Source organism: Enterobacter sp. CFEC122 (assembly GCF_052983755.1).
The window spans coordinates 1-25,251 of record NZ_JBRIQR010000003.1 but is presented as its reverse complement, the minus strand read 5'-3'; the positions used below and the strand labels follow the sequence as shown (position 1 = coordinate 25,251).

The window sequence follows — 25,251 nt, the reverse complement described above, 5'->3', positions numbered from 1 at the left end:
ATCTGCATAGTATTCCCGTTAGTGAGTTATTTCATAAAGAATAGACGAAGCGGTTAAATCCGCTGAGCTCACGCACTTTTAATCCTGAACTAAGCTTGTACTTCGTTCCGAGTAAAATGTGGGTCATTCGAGGACAATGAATGGAATTCAGGACATTTCAAAAGCAGTGGGGTGCTGAGTTTATTTCCGATGACGTTGTACGTTTTCGCGTCTGGGCAGAAGGACAGAAAGAACTTACGCTACGTCTTGCCGCCACCGAGGTGCCGATGACGGCAACCGGCGACGGCTGGTTTCAGGCGGACGTCCCCGGAGTCAGGCACGGTGCAGAATATCAGTTTGTTCTTCAGGACGGCACGGCGGTGCCCGATCCCGCCTCGCGGGCGCAAAAGGGTGACGTTAACGGCCCCTCCGTAGCGATCGATCCCCGACGTTACCAGCCGGTCAACCGCGACTGGGCAGGGCGGCCGTGGGAAGAGACGATCATTTACGAACTGCACATCGGCACGTTTACCCCGGAGGGCACCTTCCGGGCGGCGATCGACAAGCTGCCGTATCTGGCGGAGCTGGGGATTACCCAGCTTGAAGTCATGCCCGTCTCCCAGTTTGGCGGTTCCCGCGGCTGGGGGTACGACGGGGTGCTGCTGTATGCCCCGCACTCTGCGTACGGCACGCCGGAGGATTTCCACGCGTTTATCGACGCCGCGCACGGGCTGGGGCTTTCCGTGGTGCTGGATATTGTCCTCAACCACTTCGGCCCGGAGGGGAACTATCTGCCTCTGCTGTCGCCCGCGTTTATTGATGAGCATCGAATGACGCCGTGGGGCAACGGCATCGCCTACGAGCGCGAGCCGGTGAGGCAGTACATCACCGACGCACCGCTCTACTGGCTGACGGAGTACCGTCTGGACGGCTTGCGCTTTGATGCCATCGACCAGATTAAAGACGGCTCGGACACGCACATTCTCGAGGAGATTGCCGCAAAAATTCGCGAGGCGATCCCACACCGGCACGTTCACCTGACCACGGAAGACAGCCGCAACGTGATTTTTCTGCATCCGCGCGATGAACAGGGCAACGCGCCGCTGTTCACCGGCGAATGGAACGATGATTTTCACAACGCTGCCCACGTGTTTGCCACCGGTGAGACACACGCCTACTACCAGGACTTTGCCTTTGAGCCGGAGAAAAAGTTCGCCCGAGCGCTGGCGGAAGGCTTTGTCTACCAGGGCGAGATTTCGTTGCAAACCGGCGAATCCCGCGGCGTGGAGTGCCGTACGCAGCCGCCGCAGTTCTTCGTCGATTTCATCCAAAACCACGATCAGACCGGCAATCGCGCCCAGGGCGAGCGGCTTATCTCCCTCGCGGGGGCTGATAAAACGAGGGTGCTGCTTGCCGCGCTGCTGCTTTCCCCCCATATCCCGCTGCTGTTTATGGGCGAGGAGTTTGGTGAAACGCATCCGTTCCTGTTCTTCACCGACTTTCACGGCGAACTGGCAAAGGCGGTGCGGGAAGGGCGCGCGAAAGAGTTTACCGGCCATGCCGGGCACGATGAAACCGTCCCGGACCCGAACGACGTGAACACGTTTATCCGCTCAAAGCTCGACTGGAACAAAATCGCCACCGACGAGGGCAAAACGTGGCTGCGCTATACGCGCCATCTGTTGACGCTGCGCCATCGCTATATCGTTCCGCTTCTGCATCCGGGCGGTGCCGTTGAGGGCCATGTGCTCATGACCGCGCCCGGCATGGTGGCGGTGAGCTGGCGCTTCCCGTCAGGCACGCTTTCTCTGGCGCTGAATATTGGAACGAAGCCCGTCGACCTGCCCGCGCTCGCGGGGGAGACGCGCTTCGCCTGGCCGGAGGTCAACGACGTTTTACCCCCGAACGGTATTGTCGTTCGCTTTGCTGATGGAGAAGCATCGTTATGATCCCTTCCGCCACGTACCGTATTCAGTTTCGTAACGGCATGACCTTCGACCGCGTTGTGGCGCTGGTGCCGTATATGAAGGACCTCGGCATCAGCCACCTTTACGCGTCGCCCGTGTTCACTGCCACGACGGGGTCTACCCACGGCTATGACGTGACCAACCCGAATGAAATCGACCCCGCGATTGGCGGACGAGAAGGCTTTGACCGCATGGCCGCGGCGCTTAAGCAGGCCGGCATGGGGCTGATTCTGGACATTGTCCCGAACCATATGTCCACCTCGCTGGAAAACCTCTGGTGGCGGGACGTGATTGAATATGGCCAGCAAAGCCGCTATTTCCGCTATTTTGATATCGACGGGTCGAGGCCGCTGACGCTGCCGTTTCTTGGCGATACCTTTGAGGCGGAGCTGGAGAAGGGTGCCATCACGCTAAAACGTGACCCTGTCACGGAAAAGGCCGCGCTGGTTTACTACGACGCCGAGTATCCGCTCAACCCGGGCACGTACAGCGAGGAGAAGAGCATTGCCGAGCTGCACGAGGCGCAAAGCTGGCGGCTGATGTCCTGGCGGGAGGCGCCGAAGCAGCTCTCATGGCGGCGCTTCTTTGAGATCACCGGGCTGGTCGGCGTCCGGGTTGAGGATGATGCGGTCTTCGACGATACGCACCGGCTGATCCTTGAGCTGGTCCACGCTGGCGTGGTGGACGGCCTGCGCATTGACCATGTCGACGGCCTGGCGGATCCGCTGGGCTATCTGCAGCGCCTGCGGCAGGCCGCCGGGCCCGACTGCTACATCACGGTCGAAAAGATTCTCGCCAAAGGGGAACAGCTCCCCGCTGACTGGCCGGTATCCGGCACCACCGGCTACGAGTTTATCGCCTCGCTGGCGGAGGTGCTGGTCGACGACGATAACCTCTCGCGCCTGGAGACAATCCACGACGAAACGCTCGGCGTGACGGTCGATCGCCACGCGGAGCTGCGCGATGCTAAAGGCCTGATGACCGATCGTAATTTTGAGGGTGAATTCACCACGCTGCTAAACCTTGCTGAGGATCTGGCCCGCCGCAATGAGGTTGCGCTGCCGCGCGAGGATATCCGCCACGCGCTGCGCGAGTTGCTTATTGCGTTTCCGGTCTACCGCACCTACGGCACTCGCGAGGGATTAACCCCGCCGGACGTGGCGCTGCTCAACCGCGTGGTTGCCAGCGTGGAGACGTCTGAAGCCGCGCTCAGCCTGATTGTGCGCATTCTTACCGGCGATTTGCCGGAAGATTGCCGCGAGAGCGCCGCGCTGTTCAGGACCCGCTTTCAGCAGCTCACCGGGCCGCTGATGGCGAAGTCCGTTGAAGACACGCTGTTCTTTCGCCACAACCTTGAGCTTGCGCTCAATGAAGTGGGGGCCGACCCGACGCCGCGCGCGTTTTCCTTATCCCGCTTCCACCAGGAGATGCGCATTCGTCTGGCCCGTCAGCCCGACGCGCTGCTGGGCACCTCCACGCACGATACCAAGCGCGGGGAAGATGCCCGGGCGCGCCTTTACACCCTCACGGAAGCCCCGGAACGCTGGGGGGAAAATCTGGCCCGCTGGCGGCAGATGAACCAGACCCAGGTGCGTTTTCTCAATGACGGTACCGCGCCGAACGCCGCCGATACGTGGATGATCTACCAGGCGCTGGCAGGCGTCTGGCCCGCCACACTGTCAGCGGATGACGCTGAAGGGCTTAAAGCACTCGAAACGCGGTTCCTCGGCTTCCTCGAAAAAGCGCTGCGCGAGGCGAAGCAGCGCACCGACTGGATCGACAGCAACGAGAGTTACGAGAGCGTGGTGTTGAGCTACGCGCGGCACCTGCTTTCACCGGACAACAGCCTCTTCCTGCACGATTTCAGCGAGGCGATGCAGCCCTTTATTCGCGCCGGGCTGATGAACAGCCTCAGCCAGACGGCGATCAAGCTGACGGCGCCCGGCGTGCCGGATATCTATCAGGGCAGCGAGGCGCTTAACTTCAGCCTGGTCGACCCGGATAACCGACGCGAGCCGGACTTTCCGGCCCTGGTGCAGAGCCTCAGCGCGGCGGATGCCGGGGTGTTTGACAACCCGGCATGCTGGCGGGACGGACGGGTCAAACAGTTTGTTACCGCCACGCTGCTGCGGCTTCGACCGCACTACGACGCGCTTTTCCGCTACGGCGACTGGCTGCCGCTTAAGGTCACCGGCGAGCGGGAAGAGAACCTGATTGTTTATGCGCGCGTTAAGGACGAGGAGGCGCTGATTGTCGCCGTGCCGCGTCTGGTTTTTGGCATCACCGATAATCATCAGCTGTGGGTCAATACCACGGTGGCGATACCCGACGAACTGGCCGGGAAGCGCTATCGGGATCTGTTCAGCGGTGAGAGCCGCATTCTGCAAAAGAAGCTGGATTTAACGTCAGAAAAGGGATGTGTACTGGTTCTGCTTACCTGCGAATAATCGTGGAGAACGAAAATGGCAAAGGATACAACGTTTGAAATTCGGGCCGGTCATGGCCAGCAGTTGGGGGCGAATTATGACGGGAAGGGCGTTAACTTCGCGCTGTTCTCCGCGCACGCTGAACGAGTGGAGCTCTGTCTGTTTGACCCGTCCGGGAAAACGGAAATCGCCCGGCTGGAGCTGCCGGAGTATACCCATGAGATCTGGCACGGCTATGTGCCTGACCTGAAGCCGGGCGCGCTGTACGGCTATCGCGTCTACGGCCCCTACGACCCGGAAAATGGTCATCGCTTTAACCCGCATAAGCTGCTCATCGACCCTTACGCTCGCGAACTGGTGGGTGACATCGACTGGAACGACGCCCATTTCGGCTATGCGCTGGGGCATGACGAGCTGGATTTGAGCTTTGATACCCGCGACAGCGCTCCGTTTACGCCGAAATGCCGGGTTATCGACCCGAACGCCTTTGACTGGCAGGACAACAACCGGCCGAACGTCCCCTGGCCGCATACCGTTGTCTATGAGAGCCACGTGAAAGGCTTTACCCAGATGAACCCGGCCATTCCGCCCGAGCTGCGCGGGACGTTTGAGGGGATGGGGCACAAAGCCTCGGTCGACTACATCAAAAGCCTGGGCATTACCTCGGTGGAGCTGCTGCCGGTTCACTGGTTCCCGGACGACCAGCACCTGCTCGACCGCGGCCTGAAGAACTTCTGGGGCTATAACACGCTGGGCTTTTTTGCTCCGGCGTCGCGCTACTACGGCCCGGCGGGGATCCATGGCTTTCGCGATATGGTGCGCGCCTATCATGACGCGGGCATCGAGGTCATTCTGGACGTGGTGTACAACCACACGGCGGAAGGGAACGAGCTTGGCCCGACGCTCTCGTTTAAGGGGATTGACAACTACAGCTATTACCGCACGCTGCCCGACCAGCACCGGTACTACATCAACGACACCGGTACCGGGAATACAGTGAATACCTCACACCCGCGCGTGTTGCAGATGGTGATGGATTCCCTGCGCTACTGGGCGGAATCAATGCACATAGACGGTTTTCGTTTCGACCTCGGCACAATCCTGGGCCGCGAGCCCGAAGGATTTGACCCGCGCGGCGGTTTCTTCGACGCCATGACCCAGGATCCGGTCTTATCCCGACTGAAGCTGATTGGTGAACCCTGGGATATCGGCCCCGGCGGCTATCAGGTGGGCGGATTCCCGCCGGGCTGGGGGGAGTGGAACGACAAATACCGCGACACCGTACGCGAGTACTGGAAGGGGGATAACGTCTCCACGGACTTTGCCGCGCGGCTGCTCGGTTCCGGCGATCTGTACGATCTGCGTGGGCGTCGCCCGTGGGCCAGCGTCAACTTTATCACCGCCCACGACGGCTTTACGCTGAATGACCTAGTGTCGTACAACGAGAAGCACAACGCCGACAACGGCGAGGACAATAACGACGGGCATAACGATAACCGCTCGTACAACTACGGCGAGGAAGGGCCAACCGAGAACCCGGATATTATTGCTACCCGCGAACGGCAGAAACGTAATTTCCTCACCACGCTGCTGTTCTCCCACGGCACGCCGATGCTGCTGGCGGGGGACGAGTTTGGCCGCACGCAGAAGGGAAACAACAACGGCTACTGCCAGGACAGTGAGATCTCGTGGATCGACTGGAAGGGGCTCTCCGAAAACGACGCCGCGCTGCGCGAGTTTACCCGTCGTCTCATTGCCCTTCGCGCGCAACAGCCGCTGCTGCGCCGTGAAAGCTGGCGTGACGGGCTGGAGATCCGCTGGTTCAATGCCGGAGGCGGTCCGCAGCAGGCCGAGCAGTGGGATGAAGGCTCAACGCTCGGGGTCTCCATCAGCAGGCCGGATCTTCAGCAGGAGGACGGCATCTGGCACGACGTGCTGATGCTGTTCAATCCGTTTGAAGGCACCGTGCCGTTCCAGATCCCGCAGTTTGGCGAAGGGGGGTGGGTGCTGGAGCTGTCTACGGCGGATAATGCCACCACCGGGACAGCGATCACCGAAACCGTAGAGTACGCGCTGGCCGGACGCAGCATTACGCTGTTCCGCCGTCCTTAGTTACAGTGACGCCGCCGCCCGAGCGGCGGTGTCATACAGGGAGGAGATCGTGCGTAACAGCTGCGCGGTCTCGCCAATCGACTTCCCGGCAATGCCGCTCTCCGCGTGGATCGCAATCAGACACGCCTCCCGCACGTCCCGGTATTTCATGCACAGCGCTTTCCCTTCCTCGGTGGTAGAGAAAAAGAGCTCTTTCCCCGCTTTCTCGCTCGTCACGTAGCCTGCTTTGACCAGCTTTTTCAGCGCATAGGTCACCACGTGGGTGTCTTCCACGTTGAGGACGAAGCAGATATCGGCCAGCTTTTTCTTGCGGTCGCGGTGGTTCACGTGATGCAGCAGCGAAACGTCAAAGGCGCCCATATCGGGCTCGCCGGCTGCCGTCATGCAGCGCACCATCCATTTGTTAAACGCGTTGCCGGTCATGATCAGCGCATATTCCAGCTCTGATAACTCCGCGCAGCGCTCGGATACCAGATGGCGGGAAGAGACGATCCGGCCCTCGTTGATATCGTCACGATCGGGTGAAGCACTCTTTTCTGAGGTCATAACGTTCCTTAGCCAGAAATGTAAACTCATCGATAAAATAAGAACATTTTATTGATAATTTGTTTACATGTTTTTGAGGTTCAGATATAGCTTTTTAGCGCAGGTTTTGCGAAGCCTGCCAACAAAACACAACATCGCTCGCCGCAAATTAAAAAAATAGCCGTCGGCGCGCAACGCTCACTTTCGATAGGGTAAAAGTTATGGACGGTACTACGCTGCTGCCGCTGATCGGGATACCGATCGTGGTTATTGGTTTTGCACTGCGCTTCAACCCGCTGCTGGTGGTCGTGGTGGCGGGGCTGGCGACGGGTCTGCTGGTCGGCATGGATTTCGGGATGCTGCTGGAGACCTTTGGCGAGAAGTTCGTCAATAGCCGATCGCTGGCCACCTTCATCCTGATCCTGCCCGTGATTGGTCTGCTGGAATATTACGGGCTTAAGGAGCGCGCCCAGGCCTGGGTGGCGAAGATCGCCAGCGCCACCTCGGCGCGTATTCTGATGCTTTACTTTGTCGCCCGTGAAGGCACCGCCGCGCTGGGACTGATGTCGCTGGGCGGCCATGCCCAGACGGTGCGCCCGCTGCTGGCACCGATGGCCGAAGGGGCGGCGCTGAACGAATACGGCGAACTGCCGCAGCATATTCGCGACAAAATCAAAGCCCACGCCGCCGCGTGCGACAACATCGCGGTTTTCTTTGGGGAAGATATCTTTATTGCCTTCGGGGCGGTGCTGCTGATCGACGCGTTCCTGAAAGAGAACGGTATTCCGGGCATTGAACCGCTGCATATCGGCCTGTGGGCCATTCCCACCGCCATTGCGGCATTGATTATTCATATGACGCGCCTGCTGCGCCTCGATGCGAGCATCCGTCGCGACGTGATGGCCTGGCGGGCAGAGCAGGGTACGCAGGAGGCCGCGCAATGATGACGCTTATCACCATTAACCGCGTGTACTACCTGATTGGCTTTGTCGTAATGCTGCTGGTTGTCATGACTCTGCGCGATCGCGCCAACCCGAAGCGCTTTACTACCGCGCTGTTCTGGTTCTTGTTTGGCGGGATCTTCCTGTTTGGCGATCTGATGGTCCAGGAGCTGGGTAAATCGCTGGCTTACCGGATTATCGGCGGCGGCGTTATCGTTATCGCGCTGCTGGCGGGGTTTGGCCTCGTCGGGAAAGGGCACTATAAAATGTCCACCGAGGAGGAGCGCGTCGCATCGTCAAATCGGCTTAAAAACTGGCTGTTCCTGCCGGCGCTGATGATCCCGGTGGTGACGGTGCTGGGCACGTTATTCCTGAAGGGCGTTTCGGTCGGCGGCGTGTTTCTGCTCGATCAGAAACAGCTCACCCTGGCGGCGCTGTGCGTGGCCTGCGTCGCGGCGATCCTCACCGGCTGGTGGCTGACCAAAGGCACGCCGCTCCATGCCGTTCGTCAGTCCCGTCGTCTTGTCGATACCATCGGCTGGGCGGTGATCCTGCCGCAGATGCTGGCCATGCTCGGCGGCGTGTTCGTGGTGGCCAACACGGGTGACTCGGTGCAGAAGGTGGTGAGCCTGTTTGTGAACCCGGATAACCGCTTCATGCTGGTGGTTATTTACTGCGTGGGGATGGCGCTGTTTACCATGATTATGGGGAATGCGTTTGCGGCCTTCCCGGTGCTTAGCGCGGGGATCGCCTTGCCGTTTCTGATCAACGTGCATCACGGCAACCCGGCGCCGCTGCTGGCAATTGGCATGTACGCAGGCTACTGCGGCACGCTGATGACGCCGATGGCCGCGAACTTCAATATCGTTCCCGCCGCGCTGCTGGAGCTGAAAGACAAATATCAGGTGATCAAGATCCAGATCCCGACCGCGTTAACCCTGCTGGTGGTGAACGTGTTCTTAATGTACTTTCTCGTGTTTCGCTAAGGAGCTGTCATGGAATTAACGCAACATCAGGCCGACGCGTTTGCCCGCATGCCTTTGACCTATTTGCGCCAGGAATACCCGAACCACATCATGCACCTGCTGAATGATGATGGTGACGTGCTGCCGCCGCGCGAGCTGCATCCCATTTTCTACGGCTGTTTTGACTGGCACTCGGCGGTGCACGGCTACTGGCTGCTGCTGCGCTGCGTGCGCCTCTATCCAGAATTACCGTGCCGGGACGCGATCGTCGCGCTTTTTGACGAGCACCTGACCGAAGAGAACGTGGCGAAGGAGCTGGCCTATTTTACCGCGCCGTTCCGCGCCTCGTTTGAGCGGCCGTATGGCTACGGCTGGCTGCTGGCGCTGGCCCAGGAGCTGAAACAGTCGTCGCTGCCGCAGGCCGCAGGCTGGTACCAGACGCTGGAGCCGTTAACCCAGGACATTCGCAACCGGCTGGTGGATTACCTCGGCAAGCTCACCTATCCGATCCGCGTCGGGACGCACTACAACACCGCGTTTGCCCTCGCGCTGGCGCTGGATTATGGTCGCGCAGTGGGCGACAAGGCGCTTGAGCAGACAATTCTGGCGGCGGCTGAGCGGTTTTATCTCGCCGACACGCGCTATCCGGCTCATTATGAGCCCGGCGGAGACGAGTATATTTCCGGCGCGCTGACGGAGGCACTGCTGATGAGCAAGGTGTCGGAGGGCTTCCCGGCCTGGTTTGACGCGTTTCTGCCGGAGGTGGGCGCCGTTACGGCACTGATGAACCCGGCGGAAGTGAGCGATCGTACCGACCCGAAAATTGCCCATCTGGACGGGTTAAACCTCAGCCGCGCGTGGTGTATGAAGCACATAGCGAAAGCGCTTCCTGCCAGCCACCCGGCGCAACCGGCATTGCGCGAGGCGGTGACGAAACATCTGGCCGCCAGCGTCGAGCATGTGGTTGGCAGCCACTACAGCGGCGGGCACTGGCTGGCGAGCTTTGCGCTGCTGGCGCTGGAGTAAACAAACGCGCCGTCTTTCTTGCCGGGTGGCGCTGCGCTTACCCGGTCTACATTGTGCAACGCTTGCCTGTAGACCGCGCAGTGCGCAGCCTGCTCAGGCTAAATACCACCGAACCCATCGAGGCGATGACGGCTAACCACAGTGCAACCTGGATAGCATGTTGATGGTCCCATCCTGCCGCCGCTCCCAGCAGAACGCCCACCACGGCGGCGCCGAGACACTGGCCGAATGTTCTGACGATCGACAACACGCCGGAGGCATAGCTGGCATGTTCCCGCGCGACGTTAGCGAGCATTTCCCGGTTATTGGGACTCTGGAAGCAGCCAAACCCCATCCCGCAGACCAGGCTACGCAGGCAGATATTCCAGGCGGAAGGATTGTCCGGCAACGTGGCCAGCAGGACCAGCCCGCCGACAAAAACCATCAGCCCGAGGGTCGAGATGAGCGGCGCGGAGATCGTATCCGCCCAGCGACCCGCGTGCGGCGCGATCAGCACGATGCCAATCGGCCATGGGGTGAACAGCAGCGCGGACACTACAGGGCTGTAGCCGTATACGCTCTGAAACAGGAACGGCAGCGCGACAAATGTGATCCCCTGGCTGACAAACGAGGCCAGCGAGGTCAGCGCGGCGAGGGTGAAGCGCCCGTTTCTGAACATCACCGGCGGCAGTAACGGATGTTGCGCGCGCCGAATCCGCCAGGTAAAGGCGAGGGCGCTAACCAGCGCGAGAACGCCCCAGAAGACGGCCTGCAGACTAATGTGTTGCGCCACGTGCTGAAGGCTGTCGGCCAGCATGATCGCGGAACCTAACAGGACGGCCGAGAGCACGGCGCCCGGCGCATCAAAGGGCGGTCTGTCAGCAACCGATTCCCGCGGCAAGGCCCGCCACGCCAGCAGCAGGGCGATGCTGCCCGGAATGAGGTTAATGGCGAACAGCCACTGCCAGCTCAGTGCGTCCAGTATTGTTCCGCCGAGTACCGGGGCGATCGCCGTGCTGGAGGCGATAAGCAGGGCGTGCAGCCCCAGAATGCGGCCCAGCAGTCGGCCCGGAAAAACGGACCGCAGGATCGCCGGAGCAATACTCAGGGTCGCCGCCCCGCCGATGCCCTGCAGAATTCGCATCCCGGTTAATATTTCCGGCGTTGTTGCCAGCGCGCAGCCGAGCGAGGTGAGCGTAAAGGTGGCAAGCCCGCTCAGAAAGACCGGGCGATAGCCCACGCGGGCCGCCAGCGCGGCGAAAATAGCCAGCGTCATCGCCGCTGACAGCAGATAACCGTTAGCGAACCAGACCGCAACGTTCGCGGGGACCTGCATCGCTCTAGCCATGGAGGGGAGCGCGATGTTGATCATGGTGCCGTCAAAGACGCCCATCAGCGTGGTGGTCATGACGGCGGCCAGGACCCGGGCGCGTTCATGCCCGGGTAAACCTTCATCGCCGGGCTGGTTGGTAAATAGCGTCATCGTCGTTACTCCGGATAAGAATAGTGATGACGAAACTATAATCATGCGCTATACAGGGCGGAAGACGCAGCATTTGCACTTAATCGTTGCATATAACGCCTTATCTGAGGAGCCATCGTGTCCGATCCTGACTTTAACCTTCTGGTTGCGCTCGACGTTTTGCTGGCCGAAGCCAGCGTGGCGGGCGCGGCGCGACGTTTAAACCTGAGCACCTCCGCCATGAGTCGCACCCTGAGCCGGCTGCGGGAGGTGACCGGCGATCCTATTCTGGTGCGGGCCGGGCGTCATATGGTGCTGACGCCCTGGGCCGAAGCCACCCGGGACCGCGCCAGAAGCGCCGTGCACGAGGCGAGGGCGGTGCTGCAGCCCTCCACCGACACGCTGAAGGTGGAAAGCCTTGAACGGCTGTTCACTATTCGGGCCAACGACGGTTTTGTCGTGGCGTTTGGACCTATGCTCATAGCCGTGGTGGCGAGCGTTGCGCCCGGGGTCTGCATCCGCTTCGCTCCCAAACCTGAAAAAACGTCGCGCTATTTACGGGAGGGGCTTGTCGACCTGGAGATTGGCGTGCAGAGCAACATGGGGCCTGAAATACGGCTGCAAAGGCTCTTTCAGGATCGGTTTGTTGGCGCGGTGCGCAAGGGACATCCGCTGTCTTCACAGCCTGAGGTCAGCCTTGACGATTATGTTGGCTGGGGCCATGTGGTGGCGTCGCCTGATGGGGCGTTACACGGGTCTGTGGACGACGCGCTGGCGGAGCGGGGGATGAAACGAAAGATCGCCAGCGTGGTGCCTGGATTCCCGACGGCGTTATCCGTAGCGCTGGCCTCCGACCTGATTGCTATGGTACCGGCGTTGTACCTGCTCAATCAGGCGATGACCGAGCGCGTGCACGTCTTTGAACTGCCCTTTAAGACCCGCACTATTATGGTATCCCAGATGTGGCATCCGCGCATGGAGCGGGATCCGGCGCATCGCTGGCTCAGGGAAAAGGTCCTTGAAGTGTGCCGCGCGGTTTGCTGACGCTCAGAGCACTTTCCCCGGCACCGTGAGGATGAAGCGCGTCGACACCGCATCCGATTCCACGCGGACTTTTCCGTGGTGCGCGGTGACGATGGACTTCACGATGGCAAGCCCAATCCCGCTGCCTTCGCCCTTACGCTGCCTGGACGGATCGACGCGATAAAAACGGTCAAACAGCTTTGGCAGATGCGCCTGTGGGATCGGCGTGCCGGGGTTTTCTGTTACCAGCTCAACGTCGTTATCCCGTTTTCTGATGGAGACCGTTACCGTTTTCCCTTCCGGCGTATAGCGCAGGGCGTTGGAGAGCAGATTATTGATTGCTCTTCTGAACATCTGCGGATCGCCTTCTATCAGGCAGGGCATCCCGTTAAATTTCAGCGAGACGTGGCGTTCTTCCGCCCAGGCTTCGAAGAAATCGAAGACTTTCATCACCTCAGCGCTTAAATCAAACATCACCCGATCCGGGATGAGCTGATTATTATCCGCCTGCGCCAGGAAGAGCATGTCGCTGACCATGCGGGTCATCCGGTTGTACTCTTCGAGGCTGGAGTAGAGGACATCTTCCAGCTCTTTCTGGGAGCGGTTCTGACTTAACGCGATTTCCGTTTGCGTCACCAGGTTGGTGATGGGCGTCCTGATTTCATGCGCGATGTCGGCGGAAAAATTCGCCTGTCGGGTAAAGACATCTTCAATTTTCCCAATCATATGGTTGAAGGAGATCACCAGCTGTTCCAGCTCAACGGGCACGCGGGACGGCTCCAGTCGCGCATCCAGATTTTCGGAGGTGATATTTTTAATGGCGGTGCTGACGTTACGCAGGGGCAAGTGTCCCTGACGCACCGCGATACGAATCACCAGCACAATCAGCAGGCTGATTGCCGCGGCAATGGCAAAAAGATTCTTCTTCAGCGCCTCAAGGTAGTGGAGATGAAAATTAATCGAGAGCCCGATCAGCATGACGTAGTCCTGGGTTTTGCCCTGCAGCGTTGTCCTGCCTGAAGAGGCGATAATCCGGTACGTTTCCATTTTCATGTCGGACCCGGCATGCATAGGGTTGACCGGGTCTTCTACCGTCCAGAGAAACACATCCTGTGCCTGACGGTGTTCGCTAAAGTTCGCTGTGTTCATCGCCGGGCGCAATGCCGCGCCTTGCGCCGAGCTGAACAGGGTATTGCCCTGCGGATCCAGAAGCAGGACGGCCACGTTGCGGTAGCTGGCGACCGACTCTTTGAGCTTGCTGATTTTCTTTTGGTCGGGATCGGCCGGAGACTGGAGGATGCGGTGCATTGCGCTGCTAATCTGCTGTAAGTCGCTGATATCCTGCTCGGCAAAGTGCTTCTCAACGGAGTGCAGCATAAACCAGGTAAAGGCGAAGAAGGCCAGTATGGTGGAGAGGCTGATAAAAAAGGTCAGCCGCAGCGCAAGCGAGAACGGGCGTCGGAGGGGCTTAACGGGCATCCGGCACCTCCAGCATATAGCCTACGCCGCGTACCGTCTGGATCAGCTTGGGTTCAAAATCGTTATCGATCTTTGCGCGCAGGCGCTTTACCGCCACATCTATTGCGTTCGTGTCGCTGTCAAAGTTCATATCCCACACCTGGGAAGCAATCAGGGAGCGGGGCAGCACCTCGCCCTGATGACGCATGAAAAACTCCAGCAGGCTGAACTCCTTGCTGGTGAGCAGGATGCGATTGCCCGCCCGGCTGACCTTCCTCGACACAAGGTCAACCGTCAGGTCAGCCGCCTGAAGCTGGCTTTCCGCGATCACCGTATTTCCGCGTCTTAGCAGCGTCCTGACCCGGGCGAGCAGTTCCGCAAAGGCGAAAGGCTTAATCAGATAATCATCCGCGCCCAGCTCAAGCCCTTTAACCCGGTGCTCTATCGTACCGAGAGCCGTCAGAAGCAGTATGGGCATCCCTTTACCGGCAGAGCGAAGCATGCGGACAATATCCCAGCCGTTCACGTCGGGCAGCATAATATCCAGAATCAGCAGGTCATATTCCGCGGTCATGGCGAGGTGGTACCCGGTCAGGCCATTATCCGCATGGTCCACGACAAACCCCGCTTCCGTCAGCCCCTTGCTGAGGTATTCCCCGGTTTTCATTTCGTCTTCAACGATCAGTATTTTCATCTTGCTCCCCAGACTGGCTGCTGATGACATTCTAGTGAGCCCGCGGTCGTTAACAATGACTTACGCCATAAATGACAACATTGTCATTATCCCGTCACCGGTCAAACAGAATGCGTTCAGTAGAGTAACCCTAAAAATCCTCTGGACTTGATTTGAACCGCTATGTTCCTGTTAAAACGACTCAGCATCACTACGGTATTTATCCTGGCAGGCTGCGTCTCGCTGGCGCCTGAATACCCGCGCCCGGCATCACCGGTACCCCGGCAGTTTTCGCTCTCGCGCAACGGCCTGACGCCCACGGCGGCCGGGTATCAGGACACCGGCTGGCGCAACTTCTTCGTCGACCCTCAGATAGCTGGATTGATTACAGAAGCCCTGAAAAACAACCGCGATATCAAAATGGCCGCCCTGAAGATTGAAGAGGCCCGGGCGCAGTTCAACGTGACGGAGGCGGATCGTTATCCGCAGTTGAATGGTTCTGCGGGTATCACGTACAGCGGCGGGCTAAAAAGTGACAAACCGACCTCACGGCAGTACGACGCCGGTCTTGCGCTTAGCTATGAACTCGACTTTTTCGGCAAGCTGAAGAACCTGAGCGAGGCCGACCGACAAAACTATTTCGCCAGCGAAGAGGCCCGTCGCGCGGTGCATATTCTGCTTGTCTCTAACGTGTCGCAGAGCTATTTCAACCAGCAGCTGGCGTATAAACAGCTGTGCATCGCGCGGGAAACGCTGAAAAATTACCGGCAGTCTTATGCGTTCGTTGAGCACCAGCTGGCGACGGGGAGCACCAACGTGCTGGCGCTGGAACAGGCCCGGGGACAGATCGAAAGCACGCAGGCAGAGATTGCCAAACGAGAGGGGGAGCTGGCGCAGGCCAACAATGCTCTGCAGCTGCTCCTCGGCACCTATCGCGGATTGCCGGGCGACAGCGGAATGAACGCCCGCGATATTGCGCCGGTAAAACTCCCGCCCCATCTTTCTTCAGCGATACTGCTGCAGCGCCCGGATATTATGGAGGCGGAGCATCAGCTTAACGCGGCCGATGCGAATATCGGCGCCGCGCGTGCCGCCTTTTTTCCGTCAATTTCCCTGACCAGCGGGCTTTCAACAGGCAGTACGGAATTATCCAGCCTGTTTACCGCGGGCAGTGGGATGTGGAATTTCATTCCTAAAATTGAACTTCCGATTTTTAATGCGGGCAGGAATAAGGCCAACCTGAAGCTGGCCGAAATTCGCCAGCAGCAGTCGGTTGTGAATTACGAACAAAAAATTCAGTCCGCCTTCAGGCAGGTTGCCGACGCGCTCGCGCTGCGGGACAGCCTCAACCAGCAGCTTGCTGCGCAAGAACGGTATCTTGATTCGCTAAATATTACCCTGCAGCGGGCCAGAGGATTATATACCAGCGGTGCGGTGAGCTATATCGAAGTATTAGACGCGGAACGGTCGCTGTTTTCCACGCAGCAAAATATTCTCGACCTTATTTATGCCCGGCAGGTTAATGAAATTAACCTCTTCACCGCGCTGGGCGGCGGTTGGGCCGAATAACCTCATTTAATTAAAAAGGATATTAAACATGCGCAATTCACTTAACGCCGTCGTATTTGGTGCAATCATTATGTTTTCTGCCGGTCTTCAGGCTGAGGTTCATCAGCACGCGGAGATGAGCGCTGCCAGCGAAGGTGCCTCAGAGCAGGTCATCACCGGGAGCGGCATTGTGAAGGATATTGATCTCACGAATAAAAAAGTGACGATTTCTCACGAAGCCATCCCGGAAATTGGCTGGCCCGCGATGACCATGCGTTTTACTTTTATGCAGGCCGACGCGAGTATTACTGCCTTAAAAGTCGGCAGCCACGTGAATTTCTCGTTTGTTCAGCAGGGCAATCTCTCTTTACTCAAGAGCATTAAATAGCGAGAAACGGCATGGCCTCATTAAAAATAAAATATGCTGCTGTGATAGTCGGCAGCCTTATTGCGGGAGGGCTGATATCGGTGACGGCCTGGCAGGCTCTTCATTCATCTGAAAAAACAGAAAATAGCGTTGCGGAAAGAAAGGTCCTTTTCTGGTATGACCCGATGAAGCCTGACGTGAAATTCGACAAGCCCGGTAAATCACCGTTTATGGATATGGATCTGGTGCCGAAATATGCCGATGAGAATGATAAAAACAGTGACGGTATCCGTATCGATCCGACCCAGGTTCAGAACCTGGGATTAAAAACGCAAAAAGTGACGCGCGGAACGCTGAATTATGCCCAGACGATCCCGGCCAACGTCAGCTATAACGACTATCAGTTTGTCATTGTGCAGGCGCGTGCGGAAGGGTTCGTTGAGAAAGTGTACCCGCTGACGATTGGCGATAAGGTGAAAAAAGGCACGCCGCTGGTTGATATCACCATTCCGGACTGGGTCGAAGCGCAGAGCGAGTTCCTCCTGCTTTCCGGCACCGGCGGAACGCCCACGCAGATAAAAGGCGTTCTGGAGCGTCTGCGCCTGGCGGGTATGCCGGATGACGACATTCAGCGGCTGCGTGCGACCCGCACTATCCAGACCCGGTTTACCATCAAGGCGCCCATTGACGGGGTGATCACGGCCTTTGACCTGCGCACCGGAATGAATATTTCCAAAGATAAGGTGGTGGCGCAGATTCAGGGGATGGATCCGGTCTGGATCGGCGCGGCGGTCCCTGAATCCATTGCTTATCTGCTGAAAGATACCTCGCAGTTTACTGTTTCGGTACCGGCTTATCCGGATAAATCCTTCCCGGTTGAAAAATGGCGTCTTCTGCCGAGCGTGGATCAAACCACCCGTACGCTGCAGGTGCGCCTGCAGGTCTCCAACAAGGGTGAACTGCTGAAACCGGGCATGAATGCCTACCTGAAGCTGAATACCCAAAGTCAGGAAATGTTGCTCATTCCGTCTCAGGCCGTTATCGATACCGGGAAAGAACAGCGCGTTATTACCGTTGATGCGAACGGGAAGTTTGTACCGAAAAGGATCCACGTTCTGCATGAATCACAGCAGCAGTCCGGCATTGGTACCGGACTGGAAGAGGGGGAGTCGGTGGTGGTCAGCGGTCTGTTTCTGATTGACTCGGAGGCCAATATTACCGGCGCGCTGGAGCGCATGCGCCACGCTGAAGCCGCTGACGACGCGCATTCAGGCCATTAAGGAGACGATGATGATTGAATGGATTATCCGGCGTTCGGTCGCCAACCGTTTCCTGGTGATGATGGGCGCGCTGTTTCTCAGCGTCTGGGGGACATGGACCATCATCAACACCCCGGTCGATGCCTTGCCCGATCTGTCTGACGTTCAGGTGATTATCAAAACAAGCTATCCCGGCCAGGCCCCGCAGATTGTTGAAAACCAGGTGACCTATCCACTCACCACCACCATGCTGTCTGTTCCTGGCGCGAAGACCGTGCGCGGTTTTTCACAGTTTGGTGATTCGTATGTGTACGTTATTTTTGACGACGGGACCGATCTGTACTGGGCCCGCTCGCGCGTGCTGGAGTACCTGAATCAGGTTCAGGGCAAACTCCCCGCCGGCGTGAGTTCCGAAATCGGCCCGGACGCCACGGGCGTAGGCTGGATATTTGAGTATGCGCTGGTGGACCGCAGCGGAAAACACGATCTCGCCGAGCTGCGATCATTGCAGGACTGGTTCCTGAAATTTGAGCTGAAAACAATCCCGAACGTGGCCGAGGTGGCCTCCGTTGGCGGCGTGGTGAAGCAGTATCAGATTCAGGTTGACCCGTTAAAGCTGGCGCAGTTCGGCGTCAGCCTGCCGGAAGTTAAGCAGGCCCTTGAATCGTCTAATCAGGAAGCGGGGGGATCGTCCGTAGAAATCGCGGAAGCGGAATATATGGTGCGGGCCAGCGGCTATCTGCAGACCATCGATGATTTCAATCACATCGTCCTGAAAACCGGTGAGAACGGTGTGCCGATTTACCTGCGTGATGTTGCCCGCGTACAAACGGGGCCGGAAATGCGCCGTGGTATTGCCGAGCTGAACGGGCAGGGTGAAGTGGCGGGCGGCGTGGTGATCCTGCGTTCGGGTAAAAACGCGCGCGAGGTCATTACGGCGGTAAAAGACAAGCTGGAGACGCTGAAGGCCAGCCTGCCGGAAGGCGTTGAGATTGTGACCACCTACGATCGCAGCCAGCTCATCGACCGGGCCATTGATAACCTGAGCAGCAAACTTCTCGAAGAGTTTATCGTGGTGGCCATCGTCTGTGCGCTGTTCCTCTGGCACATTCGCTCGGCGCTGGTGGCGATTATCTCTCTGCCGCTTGGCCTGTGTATTGCCTTTATCGTCATGCATTTCCAGGGTCTGAACGCCAATATTATGTCGCTGGGAGGCATTGCCATCGCCGTCGGCGCGATGGTGGATGCCGCCATCGTGATGATTGAGAACGCGCATAAGCAGCTGGAAGAGTGGGATCACCAGCACCCGGGAGAGCAGATTGATAACGCCACCCGCTGGAAGGTGATTACCAACGCCTCTGTAGAGGTTGGACCGGCGCTGTTTATCAGCTTGCTGATCATCACTTTATCCTTCATTCCTATCTTTACCCTTGAGGGGCAGGAAGGGCGGCTGTTTGGTCCGCTGGCCTTCACCAAAACGTACGCTATGGCAGGGGCGGCCGCGCTGGCCATCATCGTGATCCCCATTCTGATGGGATTCTGGATCCGGGGTAAAATCCCCGCCGAGACCCGTAACCCGCTGAACAGGCTGCTGATTAACGCCTATCATCCGCTGCTGATTCGGGTGCTCAACTGGCCCAAAACAACCCTGCTGGTTGCGGCCTTATCCATCTTGACGGTGATCTGGCCCCTGAGCCAGGTGGGCGGCGAGTTCCTGCCGAAGATTAATGAGGGCGATCTGCTGTATATGCCGTCAACGTTGCCCGGCGTCTCTCCGGCAGAAGCGGCCGCGCTCTTACAGACCACGGACAAGTTAATAAAAACCGTCCCTGAAGTGGCCTCTGTCTTCGGCAAGACCGGCAAAGCCGAAACGGCAACGGATTCCGCGCCGCTCGAAATGGTGGAAACCACCATTCAGCTTAAGCCTGAGGATCGGTGGCGTCCCGGGATGACGATTGACAAGATCGTTGAGGAGCTTGATAAGACCGTTCGTTTGCCCGGTCTGGCGAATCTCTGGGTTCCGCCCATTCGCAACCGCATTGATATGCTGTCGACCGGGATTAAAAGCCCGATTGGCATCAAGGTGTCTGGTACCGTTCTGGCTGATATCGACGCCACGGCGCAGAGCATCGAAGCGGTAGCCAAAACGGTGCCGGGCGTGGTGTCTGCCCTGGCAGAACGTCTGGAAGGCGGGCGCTACATCGATGTCGATATCAACCGGGAGAAAGCCTCCCGCTATGGAATGACGGTGGGCGACGTGCAGCTGTTCGTCTCCTCGGCCATCGGCGGTGCGACGGTGGGTGAAACGGTGGAAGGCGTGGCCCGCTATCCGATTAATATTCGTTACCCTCAGGACTACCGGAATAGCCCGAGCGCGTTGAAGCAGATGCCGATCCTGACGCCAATGAAACAGCAGATTACGCTGGGTGATGTGGCAGATATCAACGTTGTTTCAGGCCCCACGATGCTGAAAACGGAGAATGCCCGGCCTGCGAGCTGGATTTATATCGATGCCCGCGGCAGGGATATGGTGTCGGTGGTGAACGACATTAAGACGGCCATCAGCCAGAACGTGAAGCTCAGGCCGGGTACCAGCGTGTCATTCTCCGGGCAGTTTGAACTGCTTGAGCATGCCAACAAGAAACTGAAGCTGATGGTGCCGATGACGCTGATGATCATTTTCGTTCTGCTCTATCTGGCGTTCCGTCGCGTGGATGAGGCCCTGTTGATCCTGATGAGCCTGCCGTTCGCGCTGGTCGGCGGGATATGGTTCCTGTACTGGCAGGGCTTCCATATGTCCGTGGCAACCGGCACCGGGTTTATCGCCCTGGCCGGGGTGGCAGCAGAGTTTGGAGTGGTCATGCTGATGTATTTGCGTCATGCCGTTGAAGCACATCCGGCGCTGTCCCAGCGCGAAACGTTCACTGAACAGGGGCTTGATGACGCCCTTTATCAGGGCGCCGTGCTGCGCGTGCGGCCAAAGGCGATGACCGTCGCGGTAATTATTGCCGGTCTGCTGCCCATTCTCTGGGGGACCGGGGCAGGCTCAGAAGTCATGAGCCGGATAGCGGCGCCCATGATCGGCGGGATGATCACGGCACCGCTGCTGTCGCTGTTTATTATTCCTGCGGCGTATAAGTTAATTTGGTTGCGCAGGCATAAACCAGAGACAGCCGTTGGTGAAGATGACAGGGGAGTCAATACCTGATAAATTAGCTATTCAATAACCTATTCATAAAGCTATTCAAAACCATGATTAATCGATCCGAAACACTACGACAATTGCTGAGACAAGGCCCGGTATCGGTAAGGCAACTAACTGATATTATGGGTATTAGTCAGCCTACCGTTTCACGATCGATTAAAGCGCTTGGCGATGAGGTTGTTCGCATTGGCTCCGGTCCATCTATTCACTATGTGCTGCGGGATACACATCGAGGATTCAGCTCGGCTCCTGTCTACCGCATCACGGAAGAGGGCCAGGTTAAATCGCTGGGTAAACTCATTCCGGTTTATCCAGACGGTTTTGTAATGGCGCAAACGGACAATGTGTGCCTCCATAGCGATGGGTTGCCGTGGTGGTTGTTTGACATGCGGCCTCAGGGATATCTTGGCCGCGCGTACGCCTCGCGATTTTCATCCGAGCTGGGCCTGCCGCCAAATCCAGATAACTGGAGTGATACTGACGTTATCAGGGCTTTGCTCGCTCATGGACACGATGCGGTGGGGAACCTGTTAATCGGAGAACAGGCGAGGAATCATTTTGTAGAGATGCCGTCGCCTGTTGCGGTGGACCGCGCAACCGCATACCCGTCGCTGGCGCAGGCCGTGAGCGCGGGCGAAGTACCGGGCTCCTCTGCTGGGGGTGAACAGCCGAAGTTCTGTACTTATACAGAACGTGGCCACGTCATTGTGAAATTCACGGCACCGGACGATAACCCTGTAAGCGAACGCTGGCGAGACCTTTTGTTGGCAGAACATCTTGCGTTAAGCGTGCTTGGCGTCGAAACCGAGGTGTTTGATTTTGGCGGACAGCGCTTCCTTGAGATCCCGCGGTTCGACCGTACGGGACCCCTTGGTCGTAAGGGACTCTTTTCTTTACGTGCGCTCGAGGCGGAGTTTGTCGGCAGGGCAAGAGAATCCTGGCCGGTACTGGTGAATGAGCTGGCAAAGCAGGGCTGTGTTCACCAGGATGCGGTCGCCAGCACGTCAAGGCTTTGGGCGTTTGGTATGCTGATCGGCAATACCGACATGCACCACGGTAATCTGTCGTTTATCAGTTCCCATGGACGGCCTTACGATCTTGCTCCTGCCTATGACATGCTGCCCATGGGATTTGCCCCGAAATCAGGAGGCGCACTGGTGAATACGCTGCGTCCGGCTACGCTTATTGACGCGATCGCGGGAGAAACCTGGCATGAAGCACTGGCGCTGGCCGAACGCTTTTATACGCAGGCCAGCAGTTGCGGCCGCTTTTCTGCCAATTTTGCGCCATGTCTTGCCGCATTGCGCAGCCATCTGGACGAGGCGAGGTCAAGGATATCGCGTCTGGGATAATGGGGCGGGATGTTTACGAGGGGCAGGCTTAGCGTGGCATATGTGCATCGCGAGTCTGTCTGATCAGCTTGCGCCAGGCGCGATTATGCAGAGTAAATAGCAGCATCTTATAAAAGGCTGTGGAGAGGATAGCGCTACCACTAAGCAATAACATGACGATACTCACCAGTGCCGCAGTCAGACTGACGCCCGGAAAAGGGCTACCGATCAGCGCGGCCAGCAGATAGGCTGCCGTTAATACCAGGCTTATCACCGCCAGCGCAAGGTGTATCCGTACGGCGCGCATGCTGCCTTTGCCAATCATGAACATCGTCACGCCGTTGATGCCAGCGAAAAGCAGGGCGACCAGCACAACCCACACGAATACGCGTTCAGTTGGCTGGCTGAGTGCGGCGAGTACGCCATAGCCCAACCACAGCTGCGGAATGGCGAAACTGACAATCACCCCGAGCGTACTGATCGCTGCCGGAATACCCATGGTATGTAGTCCCACAGGCTTACCCATCTGTTCGGACAATTGCGTCTTAAACTGCTGCAGCTGTGTCGGGGAGGCATTGCTCATGCTGTTGGCCAGCGCGTTACAGTATTTCAGGCGAAGGGATAAAATTTTAATCATTTGATTATACTGCTTTTAAAAGAGTGAAGACCCTGATTGATTTTCTGACATCCGCTACGGAACGATAAAGACGACAACGCATCGTTCAGTATGGAAGCGCTATTTCACAACCCCAGTGGCCTGGCCTCCTGTATGAACTCAATCAGAAGGCGAAGCCCGATCGGCAGTTGCCGGCGGCTTGAATAATAGATATGAAAACCTTCCTCCAGCGGAGACCATTCCGTAAGCACCAGGCGGAGCCGTCCATCTTTCACATAGGGGGCAACAAGAGGCTCCGGAAAATACATCAGGCCGGCTCCACCTAAGACGGCCACAAGGCCCGTTTCAGCCTGATTGACCGTCACAGAGCCTGGCACAGTGATTTGGTACGTTTCGCCATCTCGCTCAAGTTCCCAGCGATAAATCCGATCGTCGCCGAGACGATTGCTTATACAGCGATGGTGTAATAAATCATCAGGATGTTCAGGCGTTCCGTAGCGTTCAAGATAGTCTGGGGATGCTGCGATAACCCAGCGAATATCGGCAGATAAACGCCGGGCAACCATGTCTTCCGGGACGGTGCCACCATAGCGGATACCGGCATCGAAGCCCGCATCAGTGACGTCAACCATACGGTTGCTGGCCACAATATCGATTTCAATATCGGGATAGCGATCCATAAACGCGGGCATAACTGGCGCAAGCAAAAGATTGGCCGCTTCAACGGCAGCATTGATGCGGATACGTCCGCCAGGGGTATTACGATACTTGTTAAGCGATTCAAGTGCGCCTTCTATTATGTCGAAAGGCTGAAGGACAGACTGAACCAGTTCTTCACCTGCTGCCGTAGGGGTGACGCTCTTGGTCGTGCGATTAAGCAGGCGAACCCCGAGCCGGGTTTCCAGTCCCTTCAGGGCATGACTAAGCGCTGATGCACTGACACCTAATTCAATGGCAGCACGGCTGAAACTGCGATGACGTGCAATAGCCATGAAATAAATGAGATCGGCAACATCAGCTCTGCTTATTTGCATACAGAATCGTTTTCCTTGTGCGTTAAGGCCCGAATGTATTGATACGGAAATGATATACACCATAGACCGATTAGCGCTAATCCGTTGCTGAATTTATTTCACAAGTCCATCCGCTCATCGCCTCTCACTGAACACGTTGTGCTTCGTTATTCTTGAAAAGAATGAGACCCGGCAACGCCGGGCCAGGGAAGGGTGTTAACGGTTCTGTATTGCTGAAGGCGGCGTGAGTGAAGGGGGCGTATCAGGAAGCGGGGGAATGATCCCGTCGACGGGGTGCGGCAGATAGAGTGCCTCGAGTTCCGTGATTTCAGCATCGCTAAGTGTAAAGTCCAGTGCGCTGATAGCCGTGGAAAGATGTTCTGGTTTGGTCGCGCCAATGATCGGGGCTGTGATGACCGTTTTTGATAGCAACCAGGCAAGTGCAACATGGGCTCTTGGCACATCGTGCTTTTCGGCAATTCTTGCAACGACATCAATAACGGACTTATCCAGAAGGGCTGCGTTCTCATACATTTTTAACGCAAAGGCATCGTTTTGCGTTCGTCGGGACGTGACACTCCAGTCGCGCGTGAGCCTGCCGCGTGCCATCGGACTCCAGGGGATCACACCAACGCCCTGGTCTTCACACAGGGGCAACATCTCGCGCTCTTCTTCCCGGTAAAGCAGGTTGTATTGCGGTTGCATCGTAATAAATCGGGTCCAGCCGTTACGCTCTGCAGTATGCTGCATTTTTGCAAAGCGCCAGGCTTCCATAGATGATGCGCCGATGTAACGTACTTTTCCTGATTTAACGAGGTCATGCAGAGCCTCCATGGTCTCCCGGTATTGGGTGAGTTGCGCCACGGAAAGAAGGTCTTTGTCGCCACAACGATCTCGTCGCGTCTGGCCATTTCTTTCAGCGCTTTTCCTGTGATCTCTTCAGAACTTCCGCCCGAGTAGATATTCGCGGTATCAAAAAAATTAATGCCTGCTTCAAGCGCCTGACGGATGAGTGGCCGTGACGCCTTTTCATCCAGGGACCAGGGTTGAGGCAGGCGTTCAGGTTCACCATAGCTCATACAACCGAGGCAAAGACGGGAGACTTGCAAACCGCTACGACCCAGATTCACATACTTCATTCTGTGTTCCTTCTTTTATTGCCAGCAATTCTGTATGTGACAGGGTATTGCACTGACATGAAGGGAACCAGCATGCGCCATCGAATGGTGTTTTGAGTTTTTTTCACAAATCGTCGTTATCGACAGTGAAAGACGAGAAGCGAGAGGGTGGTCAGAATTAATAACAGATTGATGTATCGGCTCGTGATTAGCTATCAGATGTCATTTAACATAATATACATTATGCGCACTAACGTA

At 57.4% G+C, this 25,251-nt stretch carries 18 protein-coding genes and 1 pseudogene; 12 read left to right on the top strand and 7 right to left on the bottom strand.

Annotation, left to right across the window (positions count from 1 at the left end; translation table 11 throughout):
• Positions 1-140: 140 nt before the first annotated feature.
• The 3 genes from treZ to glgX are packed head-to-tail and all read left to right on the top strand — an operon-like array spanning position 141 to position 6,484.
• On the top strand, positions 141-1,928 hold the full coding sequence (gene treZ, locus ACVCAM_RS03520; protein ID WP_407223359.1) for a malto-oligosyltrehalose trehalohydrolase: 1,788 nt from the start codon (positions 141-143) through the stop codon (positions 1,926-1,928).
• Positions 1,925-4,393: a malto-oligosyltrehalose synthase gene (gene treY, locus ACVCAM_RS03515; RefSeq protein WP_407223358.1), complete on the top strand. Its 2,469-nt coding sequence runs from the start codon at positions 1,925-1,927 to the stop codon at positions 4,391-4,393. Before treZ ends, treY begins: the two co-directional genes overlap by 4 nt.
• Positions 4,394-4,408: 15 nt before the next feature.
• Complete coding sequence (gene glgX, locus ACVCAM_RS03510; protein ID WP_447093530.1) at positions 4,409-6,484, top strand: glycogen debranching protein GlgX; 2,076 nt, start codon at positions 4,409-4,411, stop codon at positions 6,482-6,484.
• Here the strand turns inward: glgX and ACVCAM_RS03505 are convergent, their stop codons facing one another.
• A complete protein-coding gene (locus ACVCAM_RS03505; RefSeq protein WP_021240146.1) occupies positions 6,485-7,030 on the bottom strand; it encodes a winged helix DNA-binding protein in 546 nt (181 codons plus the stop codon).
• A gap of 200 nt (positions 7,031-7,230) precedes the next feature.
• On the opposite strand from ACVCAM_RS03505, the gene ACVCAM_RS03500 reads away from it, so the two are divergent.
• The 3 genes from ACVCAM_RS03500 to ACVCAM_RS03490 are packed head-to-tail and all read left to right on the top strand — an operon-like array spanning position 7,231 to position 9,941.
• The gene (locus ACVCAM_RS03500; RefSeq protein ID WP_021240145.1) at positions 7,231-7,953 is read left to right on the top strand and encodes a DUF969 domain-containing protein; all 723 of its coding nucleotides are present in this window, start codon (positions 7,231-7,233) and stop codon (positions 7,951-7,953) included.
• A complete protein-coding gene (locus ACVCAM_RS03495; protein ID WP_021240144.1) occupies positions 7,950-8,936 on the top strand; it encodes a DUF979 domain-containing protein in 987 nt (328 codons plus the stop codon). Before ACVCAM_RS03500 ends, ACVCAM_RS03495 begins: the two co-directional genes overlap by 4 nt.
• Before the next feature lie 9 nt (positions 8,937-8,945).
• Positions 8,946-9,941 (top strand): DUF2891 domain-containing protein, encoded by a 996-nt coding sequence (locus ACVCAM_RS03490; protein WP_407223356.1) that lies wholly within the window; start codon positions 8,946-8,948, stop codon positions 9,939-9,941.
• 46 nt (positions 9,942-9,987) lie between these two features.
• On the opposite strand, the gene ACVCAM_RS03485 is transcribed toward ACVCAM_RS03490, so the two are convergent.
• Positions 9,988-11,403, bottom strand: coding sequence for an MFS transporter (locus ACVCAM_RS03485; protein WP_407223355.1), 1,416 nt, complete (start codon positions 11,401-11,403; stop codon positions 9,988-9,990).
• Between the two features lie 117 nt (positions 11,404-11,520).
• Here ACVCAM_RS03485 and ACVCAM_RS03480 point away from each other — a divergent pair, with 117 nt between their 5' ends.
• On the top strand, positions 11,521-12,426 hold the full coding sequence (locus ACVCAM_RS03480) for a LysR family transcriptional regulator (protein WP_407223354.1): 906 nt from the start codon (positions 11,521-11,523) through the stop codon (positions 12,424-12,426).
• Between the two features lie 3 nt (positions 12,427-12,429).
• Here the strand turns inward: ACVCAM_RS03480 and ACVCAM_RS03475 are convergent, their stop codons facing one another.
• Together ACVCAM_RS03475 and ACVCAM_RS03470 are read right to left on the bottom strand one after the other, a co-directional pair.
• Complete coding sequence (locus tag ACVCAM_RS03475; RefSeq protein ID WP_021240140.1) at positions 12,430-13,884, bottom strand: Cu(+)/Ag(+) sensor histidine kinase; 1,455 nt, start codon at positions 13,882-13,884, stop codon at positions 12,430-12,432.
• Positions 13,874-14,557 carry a copper/silver response regulator transcription factor gene (locus ACVCAM_RS03470; RefSeq protein ID WP_008503517.1) on the bottom strand — a complete coding sequence of 228 codons (684 nt, stop codon included), beginning with the start codon at positions 14,555-14,557 and terminating at the stop codon, positions 13,874-13,876. The genes ACVCAM_RS03475 and ACVCAM_RS03470 overlap by 11 nt, the downstream gene beginning before the upstream one ends.
• Positions 14,558-14,719: 162 nt before the next feature.
• On the opposite strand from ACVCAM_RS03470, the gene ACVCAM_RS03465 reads away from it, so the two are divergent.
• Genes ACVCAM_RS03465 through yjjJ form a run of 5 tightly spaced genes read left to right on the top strand, consistent with a single transcriptional unit; the run spans position 14,720 to position 22,267 of the window.
• Positions 14,720-16,105, top strand: a complete 1,386-nt coding sequence (locus tag ACVCAM_RS03465) for an efflux transporter outer membrane subunit (RefSeq protein WP_407223353.1) — start codon at positions 14,720-14,722, stop codon at positions 16,103-16,105.
• 28 nt (positions 16,106-16,133) lie between these two features.
• The gene (gene cusF / locus ACVCAM_RS03460) at positions 16,134-16,472 is read left to right on the top strand and encodes a cation efflux system protein CusF (protein ID WP_248245015.1); all 339 of its coding nucleotides are present in this window, start codon (positions 16,134-16,136) and stop codon (positions 16,470-16,472) included.
• Between the two features lie 11 nt (positions 16,473-16,483).
• Complete coding sequence (locus tag ACVCAM_RS03455) at positions 16,484-17,731, top strand: efflux RND transporter periplasmic adaptor subunit (RefSeq protein WP_248245016.1); 1,248 nt, start codon at positions 16,484-16,486, stop codon at positions 17,729-17,731.
• A gap of 10 nt (positions 17,732-17,741) precedes the next feature.
• The gene (gene silA / locus ACVCAM_RS03450; RefSeq protein ID WP_248245017.1) at positions 17,742-20,918 is read left to right on the top strand and encodes a CusA/CzcA family heavy metal efflux RND transporter; all 3,177 of its coding nucleotides are present in this window, start codon (positions 17,742-17,744) and stop codon (positions 20,916-20,918) included.
• Positions 20,919-20,962: 44 nt separating this feature from the next.
• On the top strand, positions 20,963-22,267 hold the full coding sequence (yjjJ, locus tag ACVCAM_RS03445; RefSeq protein ID WP_032637733.1) for a type II toxin-antitoxin system HipA family toxin YjjJ: 1,305 nt from the start codon (positions 20,963-20,965) through the stop codon (positions 22,265-22,267).
• Between the two features lie 28 nt (positions 22,268-22,295).
• Here yjjJ and ACVCAM_RS03440 read toward each other — a convergent pair whose 3' ends face one another.
• The 3 genes and pseudogenes from ACVCAM_RS03440 to ACVCAM_RS03430 form a co-directional block, all read right to left on the bottom strand.
• The gene (locus ACVCAM_RS03440; RefSeq protein WP_023344155.1) at positions 22,296-22,883 is read right to left on the bottom strand and encodes a hypothetical protein; all 588 of its coding nucleotides are present in this window, start codon (positions 22,881-22,883) and stop codon (positions 22,296-22,298) included.
• A gap of 104 nt (positions 22,884-22,987) precedes the next feature.
• Entirely contained in the window at positions 22,988-23,896 is a 909-nt protein-coding gene (locus tag ACVCAM_RS03435) for a LysR family transcriptional regulator (RefSeq protein ID WP_023344154.1), read from the bottom strand.
• A 195-nt stretch (positions 23,897-24,091) separates the two neighbouring features.
• Positions 24,092-25,014, bottom strand: a pseudogene (locus ACVCAM_RS03430) (aldo/keto reductase).
• Positions 25,015-25,251: the final 237 nt, after the last annotated feature.

Excerpts from the sequence above, each read along its gene's own strand:
- treZ (WP_407223359.1), top strand. The coding sequence starts at position 141 with ATGGAATTCAGGACATTTCAAAAGCAGTGGGGTGCTGAGTTTATTTCC.
- treY (WP_407223358.1), top strand. The coding sequence starts at position 1,925 with ATGATCCCTTCCGCCACGTACCGTATTCAGTTTCGTAACGGCATGACC.
- glgX (WP_447093530.1), top strand. The coding sequence starts at position 4,409 with ATGGCAAAGGATACAACGTTTGAAATTCGGGCCGGTCATGGCCAGCAG.
- ACVCAM_RS03505 (WP_021240146.1), bottom strand. The coding sequence starts at position 7,030 with ATGACCTCAGAAAAGAGTGCTTCACCCGATCGTGACGATATCAACGAG.
- ACVCAM_RS03500 (WP_021240145.1), top strand. The coding sequence starts at position 7,231 with ATGGACGGTACTACGCTGCTGCCGCTGATCGGGATACCGATCGTGGTT.
- ACVCAM_RS03495 (WP_021240144.1), top strand. The coding sequence starts at position 7,950 with ATGATGACGCTTATCACCATTAACCGCGTGTACTACCTGATTGGCTTT.
- ACVCAM_RS03490 (WP_407223356.1), top strand. The coding sequence starts at position 8,946 with ATGGAATTAACGCAACATCAGGCCGACGCGTTTGCCCGCATGCCTTTG.
- ACVCAM_RS03485 (WP_407223355.1), bottom strand. The coding sequence starts at position 11,403 with ATGACGCTATTTACCAACCAGCCCGGCGATGAAGGTTTACCCGGGCAT.
- ACVCAM_RS03475 (WP_021240140.1), bottom strand. The coding sequence starts at position 13,884 with ATGCCCGTTAAGCCCCTCCGACGCCCGTTCTCGCTTGCGCTGCGGCTG.
- ACVCAM_RS03470 (WP_008503517.1), bottom strand. The coding sequence starts at position 14,557 with ATGAAAATACTGATCGTTGAAGACGAAATGAAAACCGGGGAATACCTC.
- ACVCAM_RS03465 (WP_407223353.1), top strand. The coding sequence starts at position 14,720 with ATGTTCCTGTTAAAACGACTCAGCATCACTACGGTATTTATCCTGGCA.
- cusF (WP_248245015.1), top strand. The coding sequence starts at position 16,134 with ATGCGCAATTCACTTAACGCCGTCGTATTTGGTGCAATCATTATGTTT.
- ACVCAM_RS03455 (WP_248245016.1), top strand. The coding sequence starts at position 16,484 with ATGGCCTCATTAAAAATAAAATATGCTGCTGTGATAGTCGGCAGCCTT.
- silA (WP_248245017.1), top strand. The coding sequence starts at position 17,742 with ATGATTGAATGGATTATCCGGCGTTCGGTCGCCAACCGTTTCCTGGTG.
- yjjJ (WP_032637733.1), top strand. The coding sequence starts at position 20,963 with ATGATTAATCGATCCGAAACACTACGACAATTGCTGAGACAAGGCCCG.
- ACVCAM_RS03440 (WP_023344155.1), bottom strand. The coding sequence starts at position 22,883 with ATGATTAAAATTTTATCCCTTCGCCTGAAATACTGTAACGCGCTGGCC.
- ACVCAM_RS03435 (WP_023344154.1), bottom strand. The coding sequence starts at position 23,896 with ATGCAAATAAGCAGAGCTGATGTTGCCGATCTCATTTATTTCATGGCT.